This window comes from Streptococcus sp. 27098_8_69 (assembly GCF_041432445.1).
Lineage (GTDB): Bacteria > Bacillota > Bacilli > Lactobacillales > Streptococcaceae > Streptococcus.
This window is the reverse complement of sequence record NZ_JAPVZO010000002.1, coordinates 51,999-69,805: the sequence shown is the minus strand read 5'-3', so window position 1 is coordinate 69,805 and position 17,807 is coordinate 51,999. Positions and strand designations below refer to the sequence as shown.

Genomic DNA, 17,807 nt, shown 5'->3' with positions numbered 1-17,807 from the left:
ATAAATCTTTAAAATATCATTTATTCCATAAATATGATAAGATAAAGCTTGATATGAATGAAAAATGGAGATAGAGATGGCTAAAGAAGATGTGGCGATGCAAGTGTTGCAACAGGTAGTAAAACTTCCTGTCGTCAAAGTGAACCGGTCAAAATTTTTAATGGACAAATTCTCTAAGGAAGTGGCTTCAAAGGATATTCCTAGATTATTGGAAGAAGGGCCGACAGCTTTATTACCTCAGGAAACCTTAGATCGAGTGGCCAATGCCTGTATTAGAGATAATGTCTTGTTAGCAAGTGGGACCTCTGTTTTAGCTGGATTACCTGGTGGGCTTGCCATGGCGGTTACTATACCAGCAGATGTAGCTCAGTTTTATGCTTTTTCATTGAAATTAGCGCAAGAATTAGGTTATATCTATGGATACGATGATCTCTGGGCTTCTCGTGACGAGTTGAGTGAAGATGCTCAAAATACACTTTTGCTCTATCTTGGTGTAATGCTTGGAGTGAATGGAACTGCTGCTCTACTTCGTGCTGGTGGTGTTGCGATTGCCAAGCAAGTTATGAAAACAGTTCCTCAGAAAGCTTTAACAAAGACACTTTGGTATCCAATTTTGAAGAAAGTTTTGAAAATTTTTGGGGTTAATCTGACAAAAGGAGGACTAGCCAAAGGAATGGGAAAATTTATTCCGATTTTAGGTGGTGTCATTTCGGGAGGTTTAACATTTGCGACCATGAAGCCAATGGGAGAAAGTCTGCAAAAGGAATTGTCTAAATTGGTTAATTATGACGAAGTACAATATCAGGAAGATATAGAAACTATCCGAAAAGAAGTGGAAATTATAGAAGGAGATTGACATGGGTATCGTAAAAATGTTGGCCAAAACCTATGGTAATTATCTTCTAACAAGGCAAGCTTTAAAAGTTGCAGAAACCATAAAAAAAGATGAAAACACAGTCGTTAGTTTGGGGAAATTATTTCTCGTAGATAAGCTTATGGATACAGCTACTTGGTTGATGAAGCCGGAGGATAAAGAATGAAATCTTTTTGGAGGTTCTTTACTCTTCTTTTTATAACACCAATTGTTGGTCTGATAAAAATACTCTGGTTCCTAATCTCTTTCGCCTTCCAATTACTGTTCTATAAGATTCTTTTCAAGATCATAGATTGGTTTTTCAAACTTCTCTGATGATCATGGTAAGGATAAGACTTTGAGGTTTTACTAGGAAAAGTCTATATAATTAGAAATAATGAAATTATACGAAATAAACTAGCAAGTCTTCTACTGCTAGTTTTTTAATCTTTGCCCTTGTGGTATAATAAAAAAGAAAAAACTGTTATAGAATATGATGGAGGTTATGATGGACAATATCATTGATGTATCTATTCCTGTTGCGGAAGTTGTGGACAAGCATCCAGAAGTTTTAGATATCCTAGTAGAACTCGGTTTTAAACCTCTTGCAAATCCTTTGGTGCGAAATACAGTCGGACGAAAAGTATCGCTCAAACAGGGGTCTAAGCTGGAGGGAACTCCTATGGATAAGATTGTGCGTACACTTGAAGCAAATGGTTACGAAGTGATTGGAATAGACTAATGGCAGATGAACGTATTCATATCCTACGGGATATTTTATTAGAATTGCATAATGGATCCTCTCCAGAGTCCGTTCAGGAGCGCTTTGATGCGACCTTTACTGGTGTATCAGCTATCGAGATTTCTCTCATGGAGCACGAGTTGATGAACTCTGACTCTGGCGTGACCTTTGAAGATGTCATGGAACTCTGTGATGTGCATGCTAATCTTTTTAAAAATGCTGTTAAGGGTGTCGAAGTTGAAGATACAGAGCATCCAGGTCATCCCGTGCGTGTCTTTAAGGATGAAAATCTAGCTATCCGTGCTGCCTTGATTCGGGTCCGTAGATTGCTCTCGACTTATGAATCCGTGGACGACGAGGAAATGCTGGCGGAGATGCGGAAGGGTTTGGTTCGGCAGATGGGACTTGTAGGTCAATTTGATATCCACTACCAGCGCAAGGAAGAGCTCTTTTTTCCTATAATGGAACGTTATGGACATGATTCACCTCCCAAAGTCATGTGGGGAGTTGATGATCAGATTAGGGAACTCTTTCAAGCAGCAATGGAGACAGTCAAATCCTTACCAGAGATACCAATTAGCACTGTAAAGGCGGATTTTGAGGCTTTTGCGACAGAGTTTGAAAGTATGATTTTCAAGGAAGAATCTATCCTTCTCATGATTCTCCTTGAGTCCTTCACTCAGGATGACTGGCTTCAGATTGCAGAGGAGAGCGATGCCTATGGCTATGCCATTATCCGTCCGTCTGAGAAATGGGTACCTGAACGTAAAAGCTTTGGTGAGAAGAAAAGTGTAGAAGAACCAAGTCAGCCAGAAACTGTAGAAGGCCAAGTTCAGAAGGTTATCGATACGCCAGAAGGTCAGTTTACCATCACCTTCACACCTAAGGAAAAGGAAGCAGTGCTGGACCGCCATAGCCAACAGGCTTTTGGTAATGGCTATCTCTCAGTCGAGCAGGCTAATCTTATTCTCAACCATCTGCCAATGGAAATTACCTTTGTTAATAAGGATGATATTTTCCAGTATTACAATGACAATACGCCAGCAGATGAGATGATTTTCAAGCGGACACCGTCTCAAGTCGGGCGCAATGTTGAGCTATGTCACCCGCCCAAGTACCTTGATAAGGTAAAGACCATTATGAAAGGTCTTCGTGACGGGGTCAAGGACAAGTATGAGATGTGGTTCAAGTCCGAGTCACGAGGTAAGTTTGTCCATATCACCTATGCTGCGGTACACGATGAAAATGGAGAATTTCAAGGTGTATTGGAGTATGTTCAGGATATCCAGCCTTACCGTGAGATTGATACAGACTATTTCCGTGGATTAGAATAAGGAGAAAAAATGAGTTACGAACAAGAATTTATGAAAGAATTTGAAGCCTGGGTTAATACCCAAATCATGATTAACGATATGGCGCTCAAGGAAAGCCAAAAGGTCTATGAAGAAGACCAAGATGAGCGTGCTAAAGATGCCATGATTCGCTATGAAAGCCGCTTGGATGCCTACCAGTTCTTGCTAGGCAAGTTTGAAAATTTCAAGGCAGGTAAGGATTTCCATGACTTGCCAGAGGATTTGTTTGGTCAGAGACATTATTAAGAACTATAAAAAAAGTGTGGTCTATAAACCGCACTTTTTACATATGATGGGTATGTTTGGTAATCCATTGTTCTGTTTTTATTTTTAACCAAAATGAATAGATTCCAAGAGTGATAATCGTCAGTAAGAACCATTTGATCCAATTTTCAAATAACTGGGTGCCAGTTCCATCAAAATATAAACGTTGACCATCGATGACAGTATGTCTGACTTCCCAATCTTGCATAAAACAAACGGCCCAAGGTGTGGCAATTCCTAGAGTTAAGCTGATGATGAAAAAAGCGACAATCGAGTGCCCGATAAAGCTGAGTAATCCACCGTCAAAATAACTTTCTTTGTTCATATAGAGTCTCCTTAGAATTTTATGGATAAGTAAATCATTACTTTGAGGTGTTGTACCATAGGAGGAGATAGGAGTCAATATTTCTTGAAATGAGGAGCTATAGTTCAAACGAAAATAGCATTCACGATTTGTCCTACTTATCTTTTTGTGTTACAATGTTAGCATGAAAACGAAAAATATCATTAAAACAGGTTTGGCATTAGTAGGCCTCGGAGCACTTGCTTTCGGAGCTAAGAAAGTAGCCGATGACCATAAACTCATGAAAACGCAGGAAGAGTTGACCGCTATTGTGCGTGACTCCTTTTCAGAGATGGGTGAAATTGCGACTCTCTATGTCCAAGTCTACGAAAGTAGCTTAGAGCGTCTCGTTGGTGGTGTCATTTTTGAGGATGGTCGTCACTATACCTTTGTCTATGAAGATGAAGATCTTATCTATGAGGAGGAAGTCTTATGATAAATCCTCATAGTTTGGAAGAACTAGCTAATCTAGTTGAACAGAATGGCAAGAAGGTCTTCCTTTTTGTTGCGGATTGGTGTGGCGATTGTCGTTATATCTACCCTGCTTTGCCAGAGATTGAAGAGTCAAATCCAGAGTTTACCTTTATACGAGTAGACCGTGATGAGTACATGGACTTAGCCAAACTTTGGGATGTTTACGGGATTCCAAGTCTTGTTGTCTTAGATAAGGACAAGGAGATTGGACGCTTTGTCAATCGTGACCGTAAAACCAAGGCACAAATTAACGACTTTTTAGCAGGATTAAAATAGGAGAAAAGAAAGAATGATTTTTACATATAACAAAGAACATGTCGGTGATGTCCTTATGGTCATCGTGAAAAACAGTGGCGATGCTAAACTAGATGTTGAACGTAAAGGCAATGTGGCGCGTGTTTTCCTAAAGGAAACAGGTGAAACTGTTGCTTGGAATATTTTTGAAGTTTCTAGCTTATTCGAAATTGAGGAACGTGGCCAAGTATTCTTGACAGACGACCAAGTAGCTCATTTGAACCAAGAATTGCAAGCTCAAAATTTTACCGAAGAGATTATCAATGACAAGGAACCGAAATTTGTGGTTGGAGAAATTGTAGAGATGGTGGCACATCCAGATAGTGATCACTTGAACATCTGTCAAGTTGCTGTTGGAAATGATAAGACAGTGCAAATCGTGGCAGGTGCTCCTAATGCGCGTCTTGGTTTGAAAACCATTGTAGCTCTTCCAGGAGCAATGATGCCAAAAGGCAATCTCATCTTTCCAGGTGAACTTCGTGGAGAAAAGAGTTTTGGTATGATGTGCAGTCCTCGTGAACTTGCCTTACCAAATGCTCCACAAAAACGTGGTGTCATTGAATTGTCCGAAGATCAAGTTGTTGGAACTCCATTCGATCCGTCTAAACATTGGACAGCTTAAATTTGTTCAGTTAGATAGGAGAAAGTAAGATGGCAAAAAATGTTGTGATCACAGGTGCAACATCAGGTATTGGTGAAGCAATTGCGCGTGCCTATCTAGAAAAAGGTGAAAATATTGTTCTCACAGGACGTCGAAGAGAAAGACTCCAAGCCCTAAAAACTGAGTTTGCAGAATTCTTTCCAAATCAAAAAGTTTGGACCTTTCCCCTTGATGTGACCGATATGACAATGGTTAAAACTGTTTGTTCAGAAATTCTTGAAGCAGTAGGTTCGATTGATATTTTAGTTAATAATGCTGGGCTGGCTCTTGGTTTAGCTCCCTATCAGGACTATGAAGAGTTGGATATGCTGACCATGCTGGATACCAATGTCAAGGGTTTGATGGCAGTTACTCGTTGCTTTTTGCCTTCTATGGTAGCAGCCAATCAAGGCCATATCATTAATATGGGTTCAACCGCAGGTATTTACGCTTACGCTGGTGCAGCGGTTTATTCAGCAACCAAGGCTGCAGTCAAAACATTTTCAGATGGACTACGGATTGATACCATCGCAACGGATATCAAGGTGACGACTATTCAGCCAGGTATTGTAGAGACTGACTTTTCTAAGGTCCGTTTCCATGGAGATGAGGAGCGGGCTGCAACGGTCTATCAGGGACTCGAAGCCTTGCAGGCACAAGACATCGCAGATACTGTAGTTTATGTGACCAGTCAGCCACGTCGTGTGCAAATCACAGATATGACCATCATGGCCAATCAACAAGCCACTGGATTTATGATTCATAGAGACTAACATTATTTTAAAAAAAGTTACAAATTTTGTAACTTTTTTTGATTTCCTTCGAATAGATAAGTAGGAGGATGAAAAAATGTATAATAAAATTATTCTTATTGGAAGAATCGTGGCAACACCAGAATTGCACAAAACCAACAATGACAAGTCCGTTGCACGAGCAACTATCGCAGTGAATCGCCGTTATAAAGATCAAAATGGGGAACGTGAAGCAGACTTCATCAATATTGTGGTCTGGGGTAAATTGGCTGAAACCTTGGTTAGTTATGGAAGCAAAGGTAGTCTCATTTCTGTGGATGGGGAACTTCGTACCCGTAAGTTTGAGAAGAATGGACAAACCAACTATGTAACAGAAGTTCTCTGTACGGGCTTCCAACTCTTAGAAAGTCGTGCCCAACGTGCTATGCGTGAAAATAATGCAGGTCAAGACTTAGCAGATCTGGTCTTGGAAGAGGAGGAACTTCCCTTCTAAAATGACAAGAGTTTGAGAATTTTCTCCAACTCTTTTTGTGCTATAAATCAGACTTTTTTCTTGACTATTTTTGACCAAGTGATACAATAGAACTATGGTTTAGCACTCATGTACAAAGAGTGCTAACAATATGATTATGTTATGGAGGAAAACAGATGTTGAAACCATTAGGAGACCGCGTGGTCTTGAAAATTGAAGAAAAAGAACAAACTGTTGGAGGCTTTGTCCTTGCAGGATCAGCCCAAGAAAAAACAAAAACAGCTACAGTAGTGGCTACAGGACAAGGCGTTCGTACCTTGAGTGGTGAACTAGTTGCTCCAAGTGTAAAAGTTGGAGATCAGGTTTTGGTTGAAGCTCATGCAGGCATTGATGTCAAAGATGGTGATGAAAAATATGTCATCGTTGGTGAAGCTAACATCTTAGCAATCGTTGAAGAATAGTTGAAGAATAATAGGAGGAAGTAAGTATGTCAAAAGAAATTAAATTTTCATCTGATGCACGTTCAGCAATGGTCCGTGGTGTTGATATCCTAGCTGATACAGTTAAAGTAACCTTAGGCCCTAAAGGACGTAATGTCGTTCTTGAAAAATCATTTGGTTCTCCATTGATTACCAATGACGGTGTAACCATCGCGAAAGAAATCGAATTGGAAGACCATTTTGAAAATATGGGTGCCAAATTGGTATCAGAAGTAGCTTCTAAGACGAATGATATCGCTGGTGATGGGACAACTACTGCAACAGTATTGACTCAGGCTATCGTTCGTGAAGGAATCAAAAACGTAACTGCCGGTGCAAACCCAATTGGTATCCGCCGAGGGATTGAAGCAGCGGTTGCAACTGCTGTGGAAGCCTTGAAGAACAATGCCATTCCTGTTGCTAACAAAGAAGCGATTGCGCAGGTCGCTGCTGTATCATCTCGTTCTGAAAAAGTTGGTGAGTACATCTCTGAAGCCATGGAAAAAGTTGGTAAAGATGGTGTTATCACTATTGAAGAATCACGTGGTATGGAAACAGAGCTTGAAGTTGTAGAAGGAATGCAGTTTGACCGTGGTTATCTATCTCAGTACATGGTTACTGATAATGAAAAAATGGTTGCAGACCTTGAAAATCCATATATTTTAATTACTGACAAGAAAATTTCAAATATCCAAGAAATCTTGCCACTTCTAGAAAGCATTCTTCAAAGTAGCCGTCCGCTCTTGATTATTGCAGACGATGTTGATGGAGAAGCTCTACCAACTCTTGTCTTGAACAAGATTCGTGGAACTTTCAACGTAGTTGCTGTTAAGGCTCCTGGTTTCGGTGACCGTCGTAAAGCGATGTTGGAAGATATTGCGATTTTGACAGGTGGAACTGTTATTACCGAAGACCTTGGTCTTGAGTTGAAAGATGCTACCATCGAAGCTTTAGGTCAAGCAGCTAAAGTGTCTGTTGATAAAGATAGCACAGTTATTGTCGAAGGTGCAGGAAATCCTGAAGCCATCGCTAACCGTGTGGCTGTCATCAAGTCACAAATTGAAACAACAACTTCAGAATTCGACCGTGAAAAACTTCAAGAACGCTTGGCTAAATTGTCAGGTGGAGTAGCTGTTATCAAGGTTGGTGCTGCAACTGAAACTGAGTTGAAGGAAATGAAACTCCGTATCGAAGATGCTCTTAACGCGACTCGTGCAGCTGTTGAAGAAGGCATCGTTGCAGGTGGTGGTACTGCCCTTGTTAATGTTATCTCAGCTGTCGCTGCCTTGGAATTAGAAGGCGATGAAGCAACAGGTCGCAATATTGTTCTTCGTGCTTTAGAAGAGCCAGTTCGTCAAATTGCCTACAATGCAGGTTATGAAGGTTCAATTGTTATTGATCGTTTGAAAAATGCAGAGCTTGGAACAGGCTTCAATGCTGCAACAGGTGAATGGGTCAACATGATTGAAGCAGGAATTATCGATCCTGTTAAGGTTAGCCGTTCAGCCCTTCAGAACGCAGCTTCAGTAGCAAGCTTGATTCTAACAACAGAAGCAGTCGTAGCTAACAAACCAGAACCCGCTGCACCAGCGCCAGCTATGGATCCATCTATGATGGGTGGCTACTAAGAAATTAAAAAACAGGTAGAAATGAGAATTTTCTACCTGTTTCTTTTGAATTACTCAAAAAGAGGAAGCTCAGCCTCCTCTTTTTACATTTATTTAATTATGGTTTGATAACTTCAGCTCCATCCATGTATGGACGAAGAACTTCTGGAATGGTCACAGAACCATCTTCGTTTTGATAGTTTTCAAGGATAGCAGCGACTGTACGTCCAACAGCAAGTCCAGAACCATTCAAAGTATGAAGAAGTTTAACCTTACCATCGGCTTCATCACGGTAACGGATTTGGGCACGACGAGCTTGGAAATCTTCTGTATTTGAACAGCTTGAGATTTCACGGTAGGTATTTTGCGCAGGGATCCATACTTCCAAGTCATAAGTCTTAGCAGCTGAGAAGCCCATGTCTCCTGTAGAAAGAGCAACTACGCGATATGGAAGGTTGAGTTTTTGAAGGATGTTTTCAGCGTTGGCTGTCATCTTTTCTAGTTCTTCGTATGACTCTTCAGGTTTGGAAAATTTCACCATTTCTACCTTGTGGAATTGGTGCAAACGAATCAAACCACGAGTATCACGACCAGCTGAACCAGCTTCAGAACGGAATGATGGGCTCATAGCAGTAAAGTAGATTGGCAAGTCTTTTCCATCAAGAATTTCATCACGGTAGTAGTTGGTCAGAGGAACTTCAGCTGTCGGAATGAGGACGTAGTTCGTATCTTTCAATTCAAATGTATCTTCTTTGAATTTTGGATATTGTCCTGTACCGAACATAGAATCATGGTTAACCATGTAAGGTGTGATGACTTCAGTGTAACCTTCTTTTCCATGCTCATCCAACATGAAGTTGTAGATAGCACGTTCCAAACGAGCCCCAAGTCCTTTATAGAAGAGGAAGCGCGCTCCAGTTACCTTTCCACCACGTTCCCAGTCAAGAATACCAAGATCTTCACCTAAATCCCAGTGAGCTTTTGGTTCAAAGTCGAACTCGCGAGGAGTTCCCCAACGGCGAACTTCTACGTTATCGTCTTCGTCTGCACCGATAGGCACGCTATCAGCTGGGATGTTTGGAAGAGTTGTGGTAAATTCTGTCAATTTAGCATCGATTTCTGCCAATTCAGCATCAAGAGCTTTTACCTCGGCAGATAGGGTTTGCATGGCAGCAATCTTGTCGTCTGCATTTTCCTTGTTACGTTTAGCTTGTGCAATCTCAGCAGAAACTGTGTTACGTTCAGCTTTGAGGGTTTCAACCTTAACCAAGATGTCACGACGTTTGGCATCAATTTCTTTCATCTCATTCAAGATAGCAGCATCTACACCACGTGTAGCTAGTTTTTCTGCGACAGCATCAAAGTCTGTACGAATACGTTTGATATCTAACATATAAACTCCTTTATGAAAAAAGCACACCTGACAAAGCGTTGGAGTGGCAGGGCCACGGTTCCATCCAACTTCACAGGTGTGCACTTGATTCTGTATTTGATTTAAAACAACGGTAGAATTTCAATTAAATCTTCTATCTGCTCGCAGCACCCGCAGACTTTCTGAAAGAAGGAAGTAACCTACTTATCCGTTTCTATGATTATACTAAACTTTTTATTTTTTTGCAAATAGATTTTTAATTTTTCGACCAATGATTTGGACTAAGGTAGGCAGTTTGACTACCTTGTCATTTCCCAGTTTTTCACGAGCTATTTTAAGAATTTTTCCAGAGTCTTTTGAGGCAAAGAGAAATTTTCCTTGATCTGTAAAGATTTCAAAATGACGACTAACCTTGCGGCCTGAAACATTGGCTCCGATTTGGTTAACGCTGGACCATGGGATTTGAATATAGTCCTCGACATTACGATCTGCGTAAAATTCTAGCGCATGATCTCCAACCAGAAATTTTCCAACCTTTCCTGTAATGGAGAGATAGGAAGTTCCAGTTGTTTGCAAGTCGACGACCTTGTTGAGGGATTGTGCCATGTTTAGTCTTCCTTATTTTCACCGAAAAATGCTTGGTAGAGAGCTTTAAGGGCGGCTTTTTCTTGGTCTTTATGGACAACAAACATGATAGAAACTTCACTAGAGCCTTGTGACATCATTTGGATGTTGATGTTGTTCTCAGATAAGGCACGAGTGGCTGTAGCAGTTACCCCGATATGACGCTTCATTTTTTCCCCAACAATCATAATGATAGAGAGGTCGTGTTCGATTTCAGCGTGGTCTACCTCTGCTTTTTGTACTAATTGACGAAGGATTTCTTCTTCCTTGATCGGAGTCAATTCTCGTGAACGTAAGATGATAGACAGGTCATCGATACCAGTTGGCATGTGTTCCCAACCAATATTAAGGTCCTCAAGAATCTGAAGAACTTTACGACCAAAACCGATTTCGCGGTTCATCAGATACTTGGACATATTGATGCTGACAAAGCCAGAATCACCAGCGATCCCAACAACTGGGAATTTGTCGCTGCTATGTTGTAGCACAATGCGAGTACCTGGGTGGTCTGGATTGTTGGTATTTTTAATGACAAGAGGAATTTTCCCACGGTAGGCTGGTAGAAGTGCTTCATCGTGTAGTACAGAGAATCCAGCATAGGCCAATTCACGCATCTCACGGTAGGTTAACTCAGGAATAGAGTGTGGCTTGTGGATGATACCAGGATGGGCAGCAAAGATTCCATCTACATCAGTAAAGTTTTCATAGAGGTCAGCCTTAACACCTGCGGCGATGATAGAACCAGTAATATCGGATCCCCCACGGGAGAAGGTACAGATGTGATCTTCCTTAGTTACGCCAAAGAAACCAGGAATAACGAGGACTTCAGTTGAATTTGTCAATTCCTCGATTTTATCATAACTTGATGGGATGATTCGCGCATTTCCAGGTTCGCTCGTAACGACGATACCAGCTTCTCTAGGATGAACATAACGCGCCTCCAAGCCATTTTGGTTGAAGTAGGCTGCAATCAACTTGGCATTGTTATTTTCTCCAGCTGCTAGAAAGGTATCATAGAGAAACTTATTATCTTCAATTGGAAGAGTAGCTAGAGAGCGAATGCTTTTTGAAATTTTATCTAAAACGGCTGTTTTAAGACCTAATTCACTAACCATGGCAGCATAACGATCAATAATCCAGTTTTGACGTTTACTGATATCGTTACCAGCTACATAGTCGCGGTAGTATTTAATCAAGGCATCTGTCACCTTGGTATCTTCAGAATTGCGTTTACCAGGTGCAGATACAACCACAAAACGACGTTCAGGGTCACTTTTTACAATGTTTAGAACTTTTTCTAACTGACTAGCAGAGGCAAGAGAGCTTCCACCAAATTTTACAACCTTCATAAGAACTCCTAAAGTAAGTATTTTATACGATTATAGCAGAAAGAGGGGCTTTTTTCAATCTGGAAAATATCCTATACAATTGTTTGAAAGTCTCATCAGGAAAGCTTATAATAAAGGTGTAGGAGGAAAGACTCTTCTAATGAAAGGAGTTGGGGGAAGATGATTAAAAGAGTAGTTTGTTTAATCTTACTAGTCCTTACCTTCGTGATGATTCCTACAAATATAGGAGCAAGGTCTCATCCTCTTCCCAGTGGTCGTTTGACCGGAGAGGAATTAGCGATGGAGTATGCGCAGGAGCGTCAGATTTCAGTTGAGAGGGCTAAAATTATCTTATCTATCGGCTTGTCAGATAGTAAGGCAAGGACCTATCGAATTCTCTCTGAAAAGATTATCGTCAATCCTAACTATGAAGTTAGAATCAAGTTTTATTGTCGAACAGATGAAAGTGGACAATTTAGAGGAATCACAAAACTCTTAGCTACAAGTCTGGTCAACAAGGACGGAGACAAGGAAGTTCCTTTTACAGGAAATCTTTTTGCCTACCTTGAAGATCCAAATCGTGTTTTTTACATGGTTTCAGGAGAATTCTACCACAAGGGATCCAACCAAGAACAGCTTTATCAGAGAGAAGGAGGACGAATGCTTGAAGTGATTTATGATTTCGTGGATGATACAAGTACTGGTTTTCCTGTATTTTTAGAGACCAAACTAAGGTTTTAAAATCGGCCGAGACACTTTCGGTCGATTTTTCTCTTGTTTAAAAATCCGGAAAAAGATATAATTTGAAAATAAAATAATTTAAACATCATTGTAATTTGAAAGGAGTGGCTATGAATCATATTATCTATCAAGTTCAGGACGATCTAGCGATACTTACTCTGAATCGTCCCGAGGTGGCAAATGGTTTCCATATTCCTATGTGTCAGGAAATTTTAGAAGCCTTAGAATTAGCTGAAAAAGATAGTGCTGTTTCCTATATTCTCATCAATGCAAGAGGCAAAGTTTTTTCTGTCGGAGGGGACTTGGTAGAGATGAAACGAGCTGTCGATGAGGATGATATTACATCCTTGGCTCAGATTGCAGAATTAGTCAATGCCATTTCTTATAAATTGAAGCAAATTCCTAAGCCTGTCATCATGGAAGTAGACGGAGCAGTTGCTGGTGCAGCTGCCAATATGGCCTTGGCTGTTGATTTCTGTATTGCATCGGACAAGGCTAAATTTATTCAAGCCTTTGTAGGCGTAGGCTTGGCTCCTGATGCGGGTGGTTTATTCTTGCTGACACGATCGCTAGGAGCGACTCGGGCAACGCAACTTGCTATGACCGGTGAAGCTTTTACAGCTGAGAAGGCTTTAGAAGCAGGAGCTGTCTATCGTCTGTGTGCTAGTGAGCAACTGGAAAAGACAAGAGAGCAACTGTTGAAGAAGTTGAGAAGAGGCTCTACTAACTCTTACGTAGCCATTAAGAAATTGGTCTGGGAGAGCGAGTTTAAGCAGTGGCATGAATATGCAAAATTGGAACTGGAGCTACAGGAAACTCTATCTTATACCGAAGATTTTAAGGAAGGTGTTCGTGCACATTCTGAAAGAAGACGTCCAAAATTTTTGGGGAAATAAGAAAATACTTGCGCAATTCTTTGAAGTTTGATATACTTTTTTTGTCAAATGTTTTGATAGTTAAACTTTTTTTGATGAGGGAGGGAAAAGAATTGGACTACCAACGAATCAATGACTATTTAACATCTATTTTTAATAACGTCCTGGTGATTGAGGAAGTGAGTTTGAGAGGTAGTTGTTTCAAGGATATCTCCATCAAGGAAATGCACACGATTGATGTGATTGGCAAGTTTCCAGATGTGACTCCAAGTCAAGTGTCCAAAGAGTTGATGGTAACTCTAGGAACCGTGACAACTAGCTTGAACAACTTGGAACGAAAAGGTTATATCGAACGTTTACGTTCAGATCAGGATCGTCGTGTAGTACATCTGCATTTGACAAAGAAAGGTCGCTTGGTACATCGACTACATAAGCGTTTCCACAAGGCCATGGTTGAAAGAATTATCGAGGGCATGAGCCCAGAGGAAATGGATGTCATGAGTAAAGGTTTGACCAATCTTTATCAATTTTTGGAGGATTTGAAATAATGGCTTTTGCAAAAATAAGCCAGGTTGCTCATTGTGTACCAGAGCAGATTGTCACAAATGAAGATTTGGCTCAGGTTATGGATACGAGTGATGAATGGATTTCAAGTCGAACTGGGATTAAGGAACGTCGTATTTCTAAGACAGAATCAACAGGAGATTTGGCAACGGCAGTTGCAAAACAACTCCTAGAGAAGTCAGGGATTTCTGCTGAAGAGTTGGATTTTATCATCCTAGCTACGATGACACCTGACTCAATGATGCCTTCTACTGCAGCACGTGTACAGGCTCGTATTGGTGCTCGTAAGGCCTTTGCATTTGATCTAACTGCCGCTTGTAGTGGTTTCACCTTTGCCCTTTCAACTGCTGAGAAATTCATATCATCTGGACGATTTGGCAAGGGCTTGGTCATCGGTAGTGAAACTATGTCCAAAACCTTGGACTGGACAGATCGTTCAACAGCTGTCCTATTTGGAGATGGAGCTGGTGGCGTCTTGTTAGAAGCAAGCGATAAGCAACATTTCCTAGCGGAGAGTCTCAATAGCGATGGTTCACGTAGTGAGTGTTTGACCTATGGGCAGACAGGTTTGACTTCACCATTTTCAGTTCAAGAAAAGCCAGACGCTTTCTTGAAAATGGATGGCCGAGCAGTTTTTGACTTCGCAATTCGAGATGTTGCTAAGTCTATCAAAGAGACCATAGAGATGAGTCCTGTATCTGCAGAAGAACTAGACTATCTCCTGCTTCATCAGGCCAATAACCGTATCTTGGATAAGATGGCTAGAAAGATCGGTGTAGATCGTGATAAGCTTCCCGCAAATATGACCAAGTATGGAAATACTAGTGCGGCAAGTATTCCGATCCTACTTTCAGAGTGTGTAGAAGAAGGGCTCATTCGTTTGGATGGAAGCCAAAAAATTCTCTTGTCAGGCTTCGGCGGAGGTTTGACATGGGGCACGCTTATTGTTACAATTTAGGTAATCATGTGGTGAACACATTGTTATAAAAACTATTTATTTTAAAGGAGTCTATCATGGCAGTATTTGAAAAAGTACAAGAAATTATCGTTGAAGAACTTGGAAAAGATGCATCAGAAGTAACACTTGAATCTACTTTTGATGATTTGGATGCAGATTCATTGGACTTGTTCCAAGTGATCTCAGAAATCGAAGATGCTTTTGATATCCAAATCGAAGCAGAAGATGACTTGAAAACAGTTGGTGACTTGGTTGCCTACGTTGAAGAGCAAACAAAATAATTAAAATAAATGAAGAAGGAGTAGGGGGAACCCGCTCCCTCTTGTTCAGGTAATAGTTTGACTGTCAAAGTATAATGTGGTCGAACTATTACCTGAGCAAGACTCATGGAGGCACTATGAAAACACGTATTACAGAATTATTGAACATTAAATATCCTATCTTTCAAGGGGGAATGGCCTGGGTTGCAGATGGTGAACTTGCTGGAGCTGTTTCAAAAGCTGGTGGTCTAGGTATCATCGGTGGAGGAAATGCTCCTAAAGAAGTGGTTAAGGCTAATATCAATAAGATTAGATCTTTAACAGACAAGCCTTTTGGTGTCAACATTATGCTTCTGTCTCCATTTGTTGATGATATTGTTGACCTCGTCATTGAAGAAGGGGTTAAGGTAGTCACAACTGGCGCAGGAAACCCAAGTAAATACATGGAGCGATTTCATGAAGCAGGGATTACTGTTATTCCAGTTGTCCCAAGTGTTGCTTTGGCAAAACGGATGGAAAAAATCGGTGCAGACGCTGTTATTGCAGAAGGTATGGAAGCTGGTGGACACATCGGTAAATTAACGACCATGACCTTGGTTCGTCAAGTTGCAGCTGCTGTTTCAATTCCTGTTATCGCTGCTGGTGGTATTGCAGACGGTGAGGGAGCCGCTGCTGGCTTTATGCTCGGTGCAGAAGCTGTCCAGGTTGGAACTCGCTTTGTGGTAGCTAAGGAATCAAATGCCCATCCAAATTATAAAGCTAAGATTTTAAAAGCCCGTGATATTGACACAACGATCTCAGCACAACATTTTGGACACGCAGTTCGTGCCATTAAAAACAAATTGACTCGGGATTTCGAGCAAGCTGAAAAAGATGCCTTTAAACAAGAAAATCCAGATTTAGAAATTTTTGAGCAGATGGGTGCTGGAGCCTTAGCAAAGGCTGTTGTCCATGGGGATGTGGATGGCGGTTCAGTGATGGCCGGCCAGATTGCAGGTTTGGTATCTAAAGAAGAAACTGTTGAAGAAATCTTAAAAGATATTTATTATAGTGCAGCTGAAAAGATTCAAGCAGAAGCTGCTCGTTGGGCAGGAGTTACAAGAAATGACTAAAACAGCCTTTCTATTTGCAGGTCAAGGAGCCCAGTACCTTGGAATGGGACGTGATCTATACGACCAATATACTATCGTCAAGGAAACAATCGACCAAGCTAGCCAAGTATTAGGCTATGACCTCCGTGACTTGATTGATAATGATGAAATGAACCTAAATCAGACTCGTTACACGCAACCAGCTATTTTGGCTACATCAGTTGCTATTTACCGTCTTTTAAGGGAGAAAGGTTACCAACCAGATATGGTGGCAGGTTTGTCTCTTGGAGAATACTCTGCCCTGGTAGCTAGTGGTGCCTTGGATTTTGAAGCTGCAGTGGCTCTAGTTGCTAGACGTGGGTCTTATATGGAAGAAGCAGCACCAGCAGGATCAGGGAAAATGGTGGCTGTGCTAAATACACCGGTTGAAGTGATTGAAAAAGCTTGTCAAGAAGCTTCTCAACTTGGTGTTGTAACTCCAGCTAACTACAATACTCCAAGCCAGATTGTTATTGGTGGGGAGGTAGCTGCAGTAGATCGTGCAGTTGAACTCTTGCAAGAAGCAGGAGCAAAGCGTTTGATTCCGCTAAATGTTTCTGGACCTTTCCATACAGCCTTATTGGAATCTGCTAGTCAAAAATTAGCTCAAGCTCTAGAAGATGTTGAGTTTAATGACTTTGCTTGTCCACTTGTTGGTAATACAGAAGCAAAGGTCATGGAAAAAGAACGAATTGCAGAACTTTTGACTCGTCAAGTTAAGGAACCTGTTCGTTTTTATGAAAGCATTGCAGTCATGCAAGAAGCGGGAGTCACTCGTTTTATCGAGATTGGTCCTGGAAAAGTCTTGTCCGGATTCGTCAAAAAGATTGATAAAACTGCTCAACTGGCTAATGTGGAAGATCAAGCAAGTTTGCTAGCACTCTTAGAAAATTAGACCAAAATAGTAGAAGTTCTGAAAGGAGAAAAATGAAACTAGAAAATAAAAATGTCTTTATTACAGGCTCAAGTCGTGGAATTGGCCTTGCCATTGCCCATAAATTTGCCAGCTTGGGAGCCAATGTTGTCTTGAATAGTCGTGGTGAAATCTCTGAAGAGCTTCTTGCCGAATTTAAACCATACGGGGTGAAGGTCCTTGCTATTTCTGGTGATGTCTCAGACTTCACAGATGCAAAACGCATGGTGGATCAAGCGATTGAAGAACTAGGTTCAGTTGATGTCCTAGTGAATAATGCTGGGATTACTCAAGATACTCTCATGCTTAAGATGACGGAAGAAGATTTTGAGAAGGTCTTGAAAGTCAACCTGACAGGTGCTTTCAATATGACACAATCAGTCTTGAAACCGATGATAAAAGCTCGCGAAGGTGCTATCATCAATATGTCTAGTGTTGTTGGTCTGATGGGAAATATCGGTCAAGCCAACTACGCTGCTTCCAAAGCTGGTTTGATTGGATTTACCAAATCAGTAGCACGTGAGGTTGCCAATCGCAATGTTCGCGTCAATGCCATTGCTCCAGGAATGATTGAATCGGATATGACTGCTGTTCTATCTGATAAGGTCAAAGATGCCATGTTGGCACAAATTCCGATGAAACAGTTTGGACAAGCAGAGCAGGTTGCTGATGTTACAGTCTTTCTCGCTAGTCAAGATTATCTAACAGGACAAGTCATTGCAATTGATGGTGGACTAACCATGCAATAAGAGTTAAAATAGAGGTAGAAG

At 41.0% G+C, this 17,807-nt stretch carries 24 protein-coding genes; 20 read left to right on the top strand and 4 right to left on the bottom strand.

From position 1 onward, the window contains the following. Positions 1–76 precede the first annotated feature (76 nt). The 5 genes from O3658_RS01705 to O3658_RS01685 all read left to right on the top strand — a co-directional run bounded on the left by O3658_RS01705 (position 77) and on the right by O3658_RS01685 (position 3,193). A complete protein-coding gene (locus O3658_RS01705; RefSeq protein ID WP_371559060.1) occupies positions 77–856 on the top strand; it encodes a hypothetical protein in 780 nt (259 codons plus the stop codon). Between the two features lies 1 nt (position 857). Continuing rightward, a complete protein-coding gene (locus O3658_RS01700) occupies positions 858–1,040 on the top strand; it encodes a hypothetical protein (RefSeq protein ID WP_371559059.1) in 183 nt (60 codons plus the stop codon). Between the two features lie 321 nt (positions 1,041–1,361). After that, entirely contained in the window at positions 1,362–1,595 is a 234-nt protein-coding gene (locus O3658_RS01695; protein WP_371559058.1) for a DUF1858 domain-containing protein, read from the top strand. Continuing rightward, positions 1,595–2,929: a DUF438 domain-containing protein gene (locus O3658_RS01690; protein WP_371559057.1), complete on the top strand. Its 1,335-nt coding sequence runs from the start codon at positions 1,595–1,597 to the stop codon at positions 2,927–2,929. Before O3658_RS01695 ends, O3658_RS01690 begins: the two co-directional genes overlap by 1 nt. 9 nt (positions 2,930–2,938) lie before the next feature. Further along, positions 2,939–3,193: a DUF1912 family protein gene (locus O3658_RS01685; protein WP_371559056.1), complete on the top strand. Its 255-nt coding sequence runs from the start codon at positions 2,939–2,941 to the stop codon at positions 3,191–3,193. Positions 3,194–3,230: 37 nt separating this feature from the next. Here the strand turns inward: O3658_RS01685 and O3658_RS01680 are convergent, their stop codons facing one another. After that, a complete protein-coding gene (locus O3658_RS01680) occupies positions 3,231–3,536 on the bottom strand; it encodes a DUF898 family protein (protein ID WP_371559055.1) in 306 nt (101 codons plus the stop codon). Positions 3,537–3,699: 163 nt separating this feature from the next. On the opposite strand from O3658_RS01680, the gene O3658_RS01675 reads away from it, so the two are divergent. From O3658_RS01675 to groL, 7 genes are all read left to right on the top strand, one after another. Next, positions 3,700–3,990 carry a DUF4651 domain-containing protein gene (locus O3658_RS01675; protein ID WP_000850670.1) on the top strand — a complete coding sequence of 97 codons (291 nt, stop codon included), beginning with the start codon at positions 3,700–3,702 and terminating at the stop codon, positions 3,988–3,990. Further along, positions 3,987–4,304 carry a thioredoxin family protein gene (locus tag O3658_RS01670; RefSeq protein WP_371559054.1) on the top strand — a complete coding sequence of 106 codons (318 nt, stop codon included), beginning with the start codon at positions 3,987–3,989 and terminating at the stop codon, positions 4,302–4,304. The genes O3658_RS01675 and O3658_RS01670 overlap by 4 nt, the downstream gene beginning before the upstream one ends. Before the next feature lie 13 nt (positions 4,305–4,317). Beyond that, positions 4,318–4,944, top strand: a complete 627-nt coding sequence (gene ytpR, locus O3658_RS01665; RefSeq protein ID WP_371559053.1) for a YtpR family tRNA-binding protein — start codon at positions 4,318–4,320, stop codon at positions 4,942–4,944. A gap of 29 nt (positions 4,945–4,973) precedes the next feature. Next, positions 4,974–5,735 carry an SDR family NAD(P)-dependent oxidoreductase gene (locus O3658_RS01660; RefSeq protein ID WP_371559052.1) on the top strand — a complete coding sequence of 254 codons (762 nt, stop codon included), beginning with the start codon at positions 4,974–4,976 and terminating at the stop codon, positions 5,733–5,735. A gap of 76 nt (positions 5,736–5,811) precedes the next feature. Next, positions 5,812–6,207 carry a single-stranded DNA-binding protein gene (locus O3658_RS01655; RefSeq protein WP_371559051.1) on the top strand — a complete coding sequence of 132 codons (396 nt, stop codon included), beginning with the start codon at positions 5,812–5,814 and terminating at the stop codon, positions 6,205–6,207. A 155-nt stretch (positions 6,208–6,362) separates the two neighbouring features. Next, on the top strand, positions 6,363–6,647 hold the full coding sequence (gene groES, locus O3658_RS01650; protein WP_371559050.1) for a co-chaperone GroES: 285 nt from the start codon (positions 6,363–6,365) through the stop codon (positions 6,645–6,647). A gap of 26 nt (positions 6,648–6,673) precedes the next feature. Then, the gene (gene groL / locus O3658_RS01645) at positions 6,674–8,293 is read left to right on the top strand and encodes a chaperonin GroEL (RefSeq protein ID WP_061862700.1); all 1,620 of its coding nucleotides are present in this window, start codon (positions 6,674–6,676) and stop codon (positions 8,291–8,293) included. A 97-nt stretch (positions 8,294–8,390) separates the two neighbouring features. Here the strand turns inward: groL and serS are convergent, their stop codons facing one another. From serS to O3658_RS01630, 3 genes are all read right to left on the bottom strand, one after another. After that, entirely contained in the window at positions 8,391–9,665 is a 1,275-nt protein-coding gene (gene serS / locus O3658_RS01640) for a serine--tRNA ligase (RefSeq protein WP_371559049.1), read from the bottom strand. Between the two features lie 213 nt (positions 9,666–9,878). Beyond that, on the bottom strand, positions 9,879–10,250 hold the full coding sequence (locus O3658_RS01635; protein WP_371559048.1) for a DUF956 family protein: 372 nt from the start codon (positions 10,248–10,250) through the stop codon (positions 9,879–9,881). Between the two features lie 2 nt (positions 10,251–10,252). After that, positions 10,253–11,617, bottom strand: a complete 1,365-nt coding sequence (locus tag O3658_RS01630; protein WP_371559047.1) for an aspartate kinase — start codon at positions 11,615–11,617, stop codon at positions 10,253–10,255. Between the two features lie 159 nt (positions 11,618–11,776). On the opposite strand from O3658_RS01630, the gene O3658_RS01625 reads away from it, so the two are divergent. The 8 genes from O3658_RS01625 to fabG all read left to right on the top strand — a co-directional run bounded on the left by O3658_RS01625 (position 11,777) and on the right by fabG (position 17,786). Continuing rightward, a complete protein-coding gene (locus O3658_RS01625; RefSeq protein WP_371559046.1) occupies positions 11,777–12,337 on the top strand; it encodes a hypothetical protein in 561 nt (186 codons plus the stop codon). Positions 12,338–12,447: 110 nt separating this feature from the next. Then, positions 12,448–13,233 carry an enoyl-CoA hydratase gene (locus O3658_RS01620; protein WP_371559045.1) on the top strand — a complete coding sequence of 262 codons (786 nt, stop codon included), beginning with the start codon at positions 12,448–12,450 and terminating at the stop codon, positions 13,231–13,233. Between the two features lie 92 nt (positions 13,234–13,325). Further along, the gene (locus O3658_RS01615) at positions 13,326–13,760 is read left to right on the top strand and encodes a MarR family winged helix-turn-helix transcriptional regulator (protein ID WP_371559044.1); all 435 of its coding nucleotides are present in this window, start codon (positions 13,326–13,328) and stop codon (positions 13,758–13,760) included. Further along, positions 13,760–14,734 (top strand): beta-ketoacyl-ACP synthase III, encoded by a 975-nt coding sequence (locus tag O3658_RS01610; protein ID WP_371559043.1) that lies wholly within the window; start codon positions 13,760–13,762, stop codon positions 14,732–14,734. The genes O3658_RS01615 and O3658_RS01610 overlap by 1 nt, the downstream gene beginning before the upstream one ends. A 56-nt stretch (positions 14,735–14,790) precedes the next feature. Next, entirely contained in the window at positions 14,791–15,015 is a 225-nt protein-coding gene (locus O3658_RS01605) for an acyl carrier protein (protein WP_000257838.1), read from the top strand. Positions 15,016–15,131: 116 nt separating this feature from the next. After that, positions 15,132–16,106: an enoyl-[acyl-carrier-protein] reductase FabK gene (fabK, locus tag O3658_RS01600; RefSeq protein ID WP_371559042.1), complete on the top strand. Its 975-nt coding sequence runs from the start codon at positions 15,132–15,134 to the stop codon at positions 16,104–16,106. After that, positions 16,099–17,019 (top strand): ACP S-malonyltransferase, encoded by a 921-nt coding sequence (fabD, locus tag O3658_RS01595; RefSeq protein WP_371559041.1) that lies wholly within the window; start codon positions 16,099–16,101, stop codon positions 17,017–17,019. The genes fabK and fabD overlap by 8 nt, the downstream gene beginning before the upstream one ends. A gap of 32 nt (positions 17,020–17,051) precedes the next feature. Next, entirely contained in the window at positions 17,052–17,786 is a 735-nt protein-coding gene (gene fabG / locus O3658_RS01590; protein ID WP_371559040.1) for a 3-oxoacyl-[acyl-carrier-protein] reductase, read from the top strand. Positions 17,787–17,807: the final 21 nt, after the last annotated feature.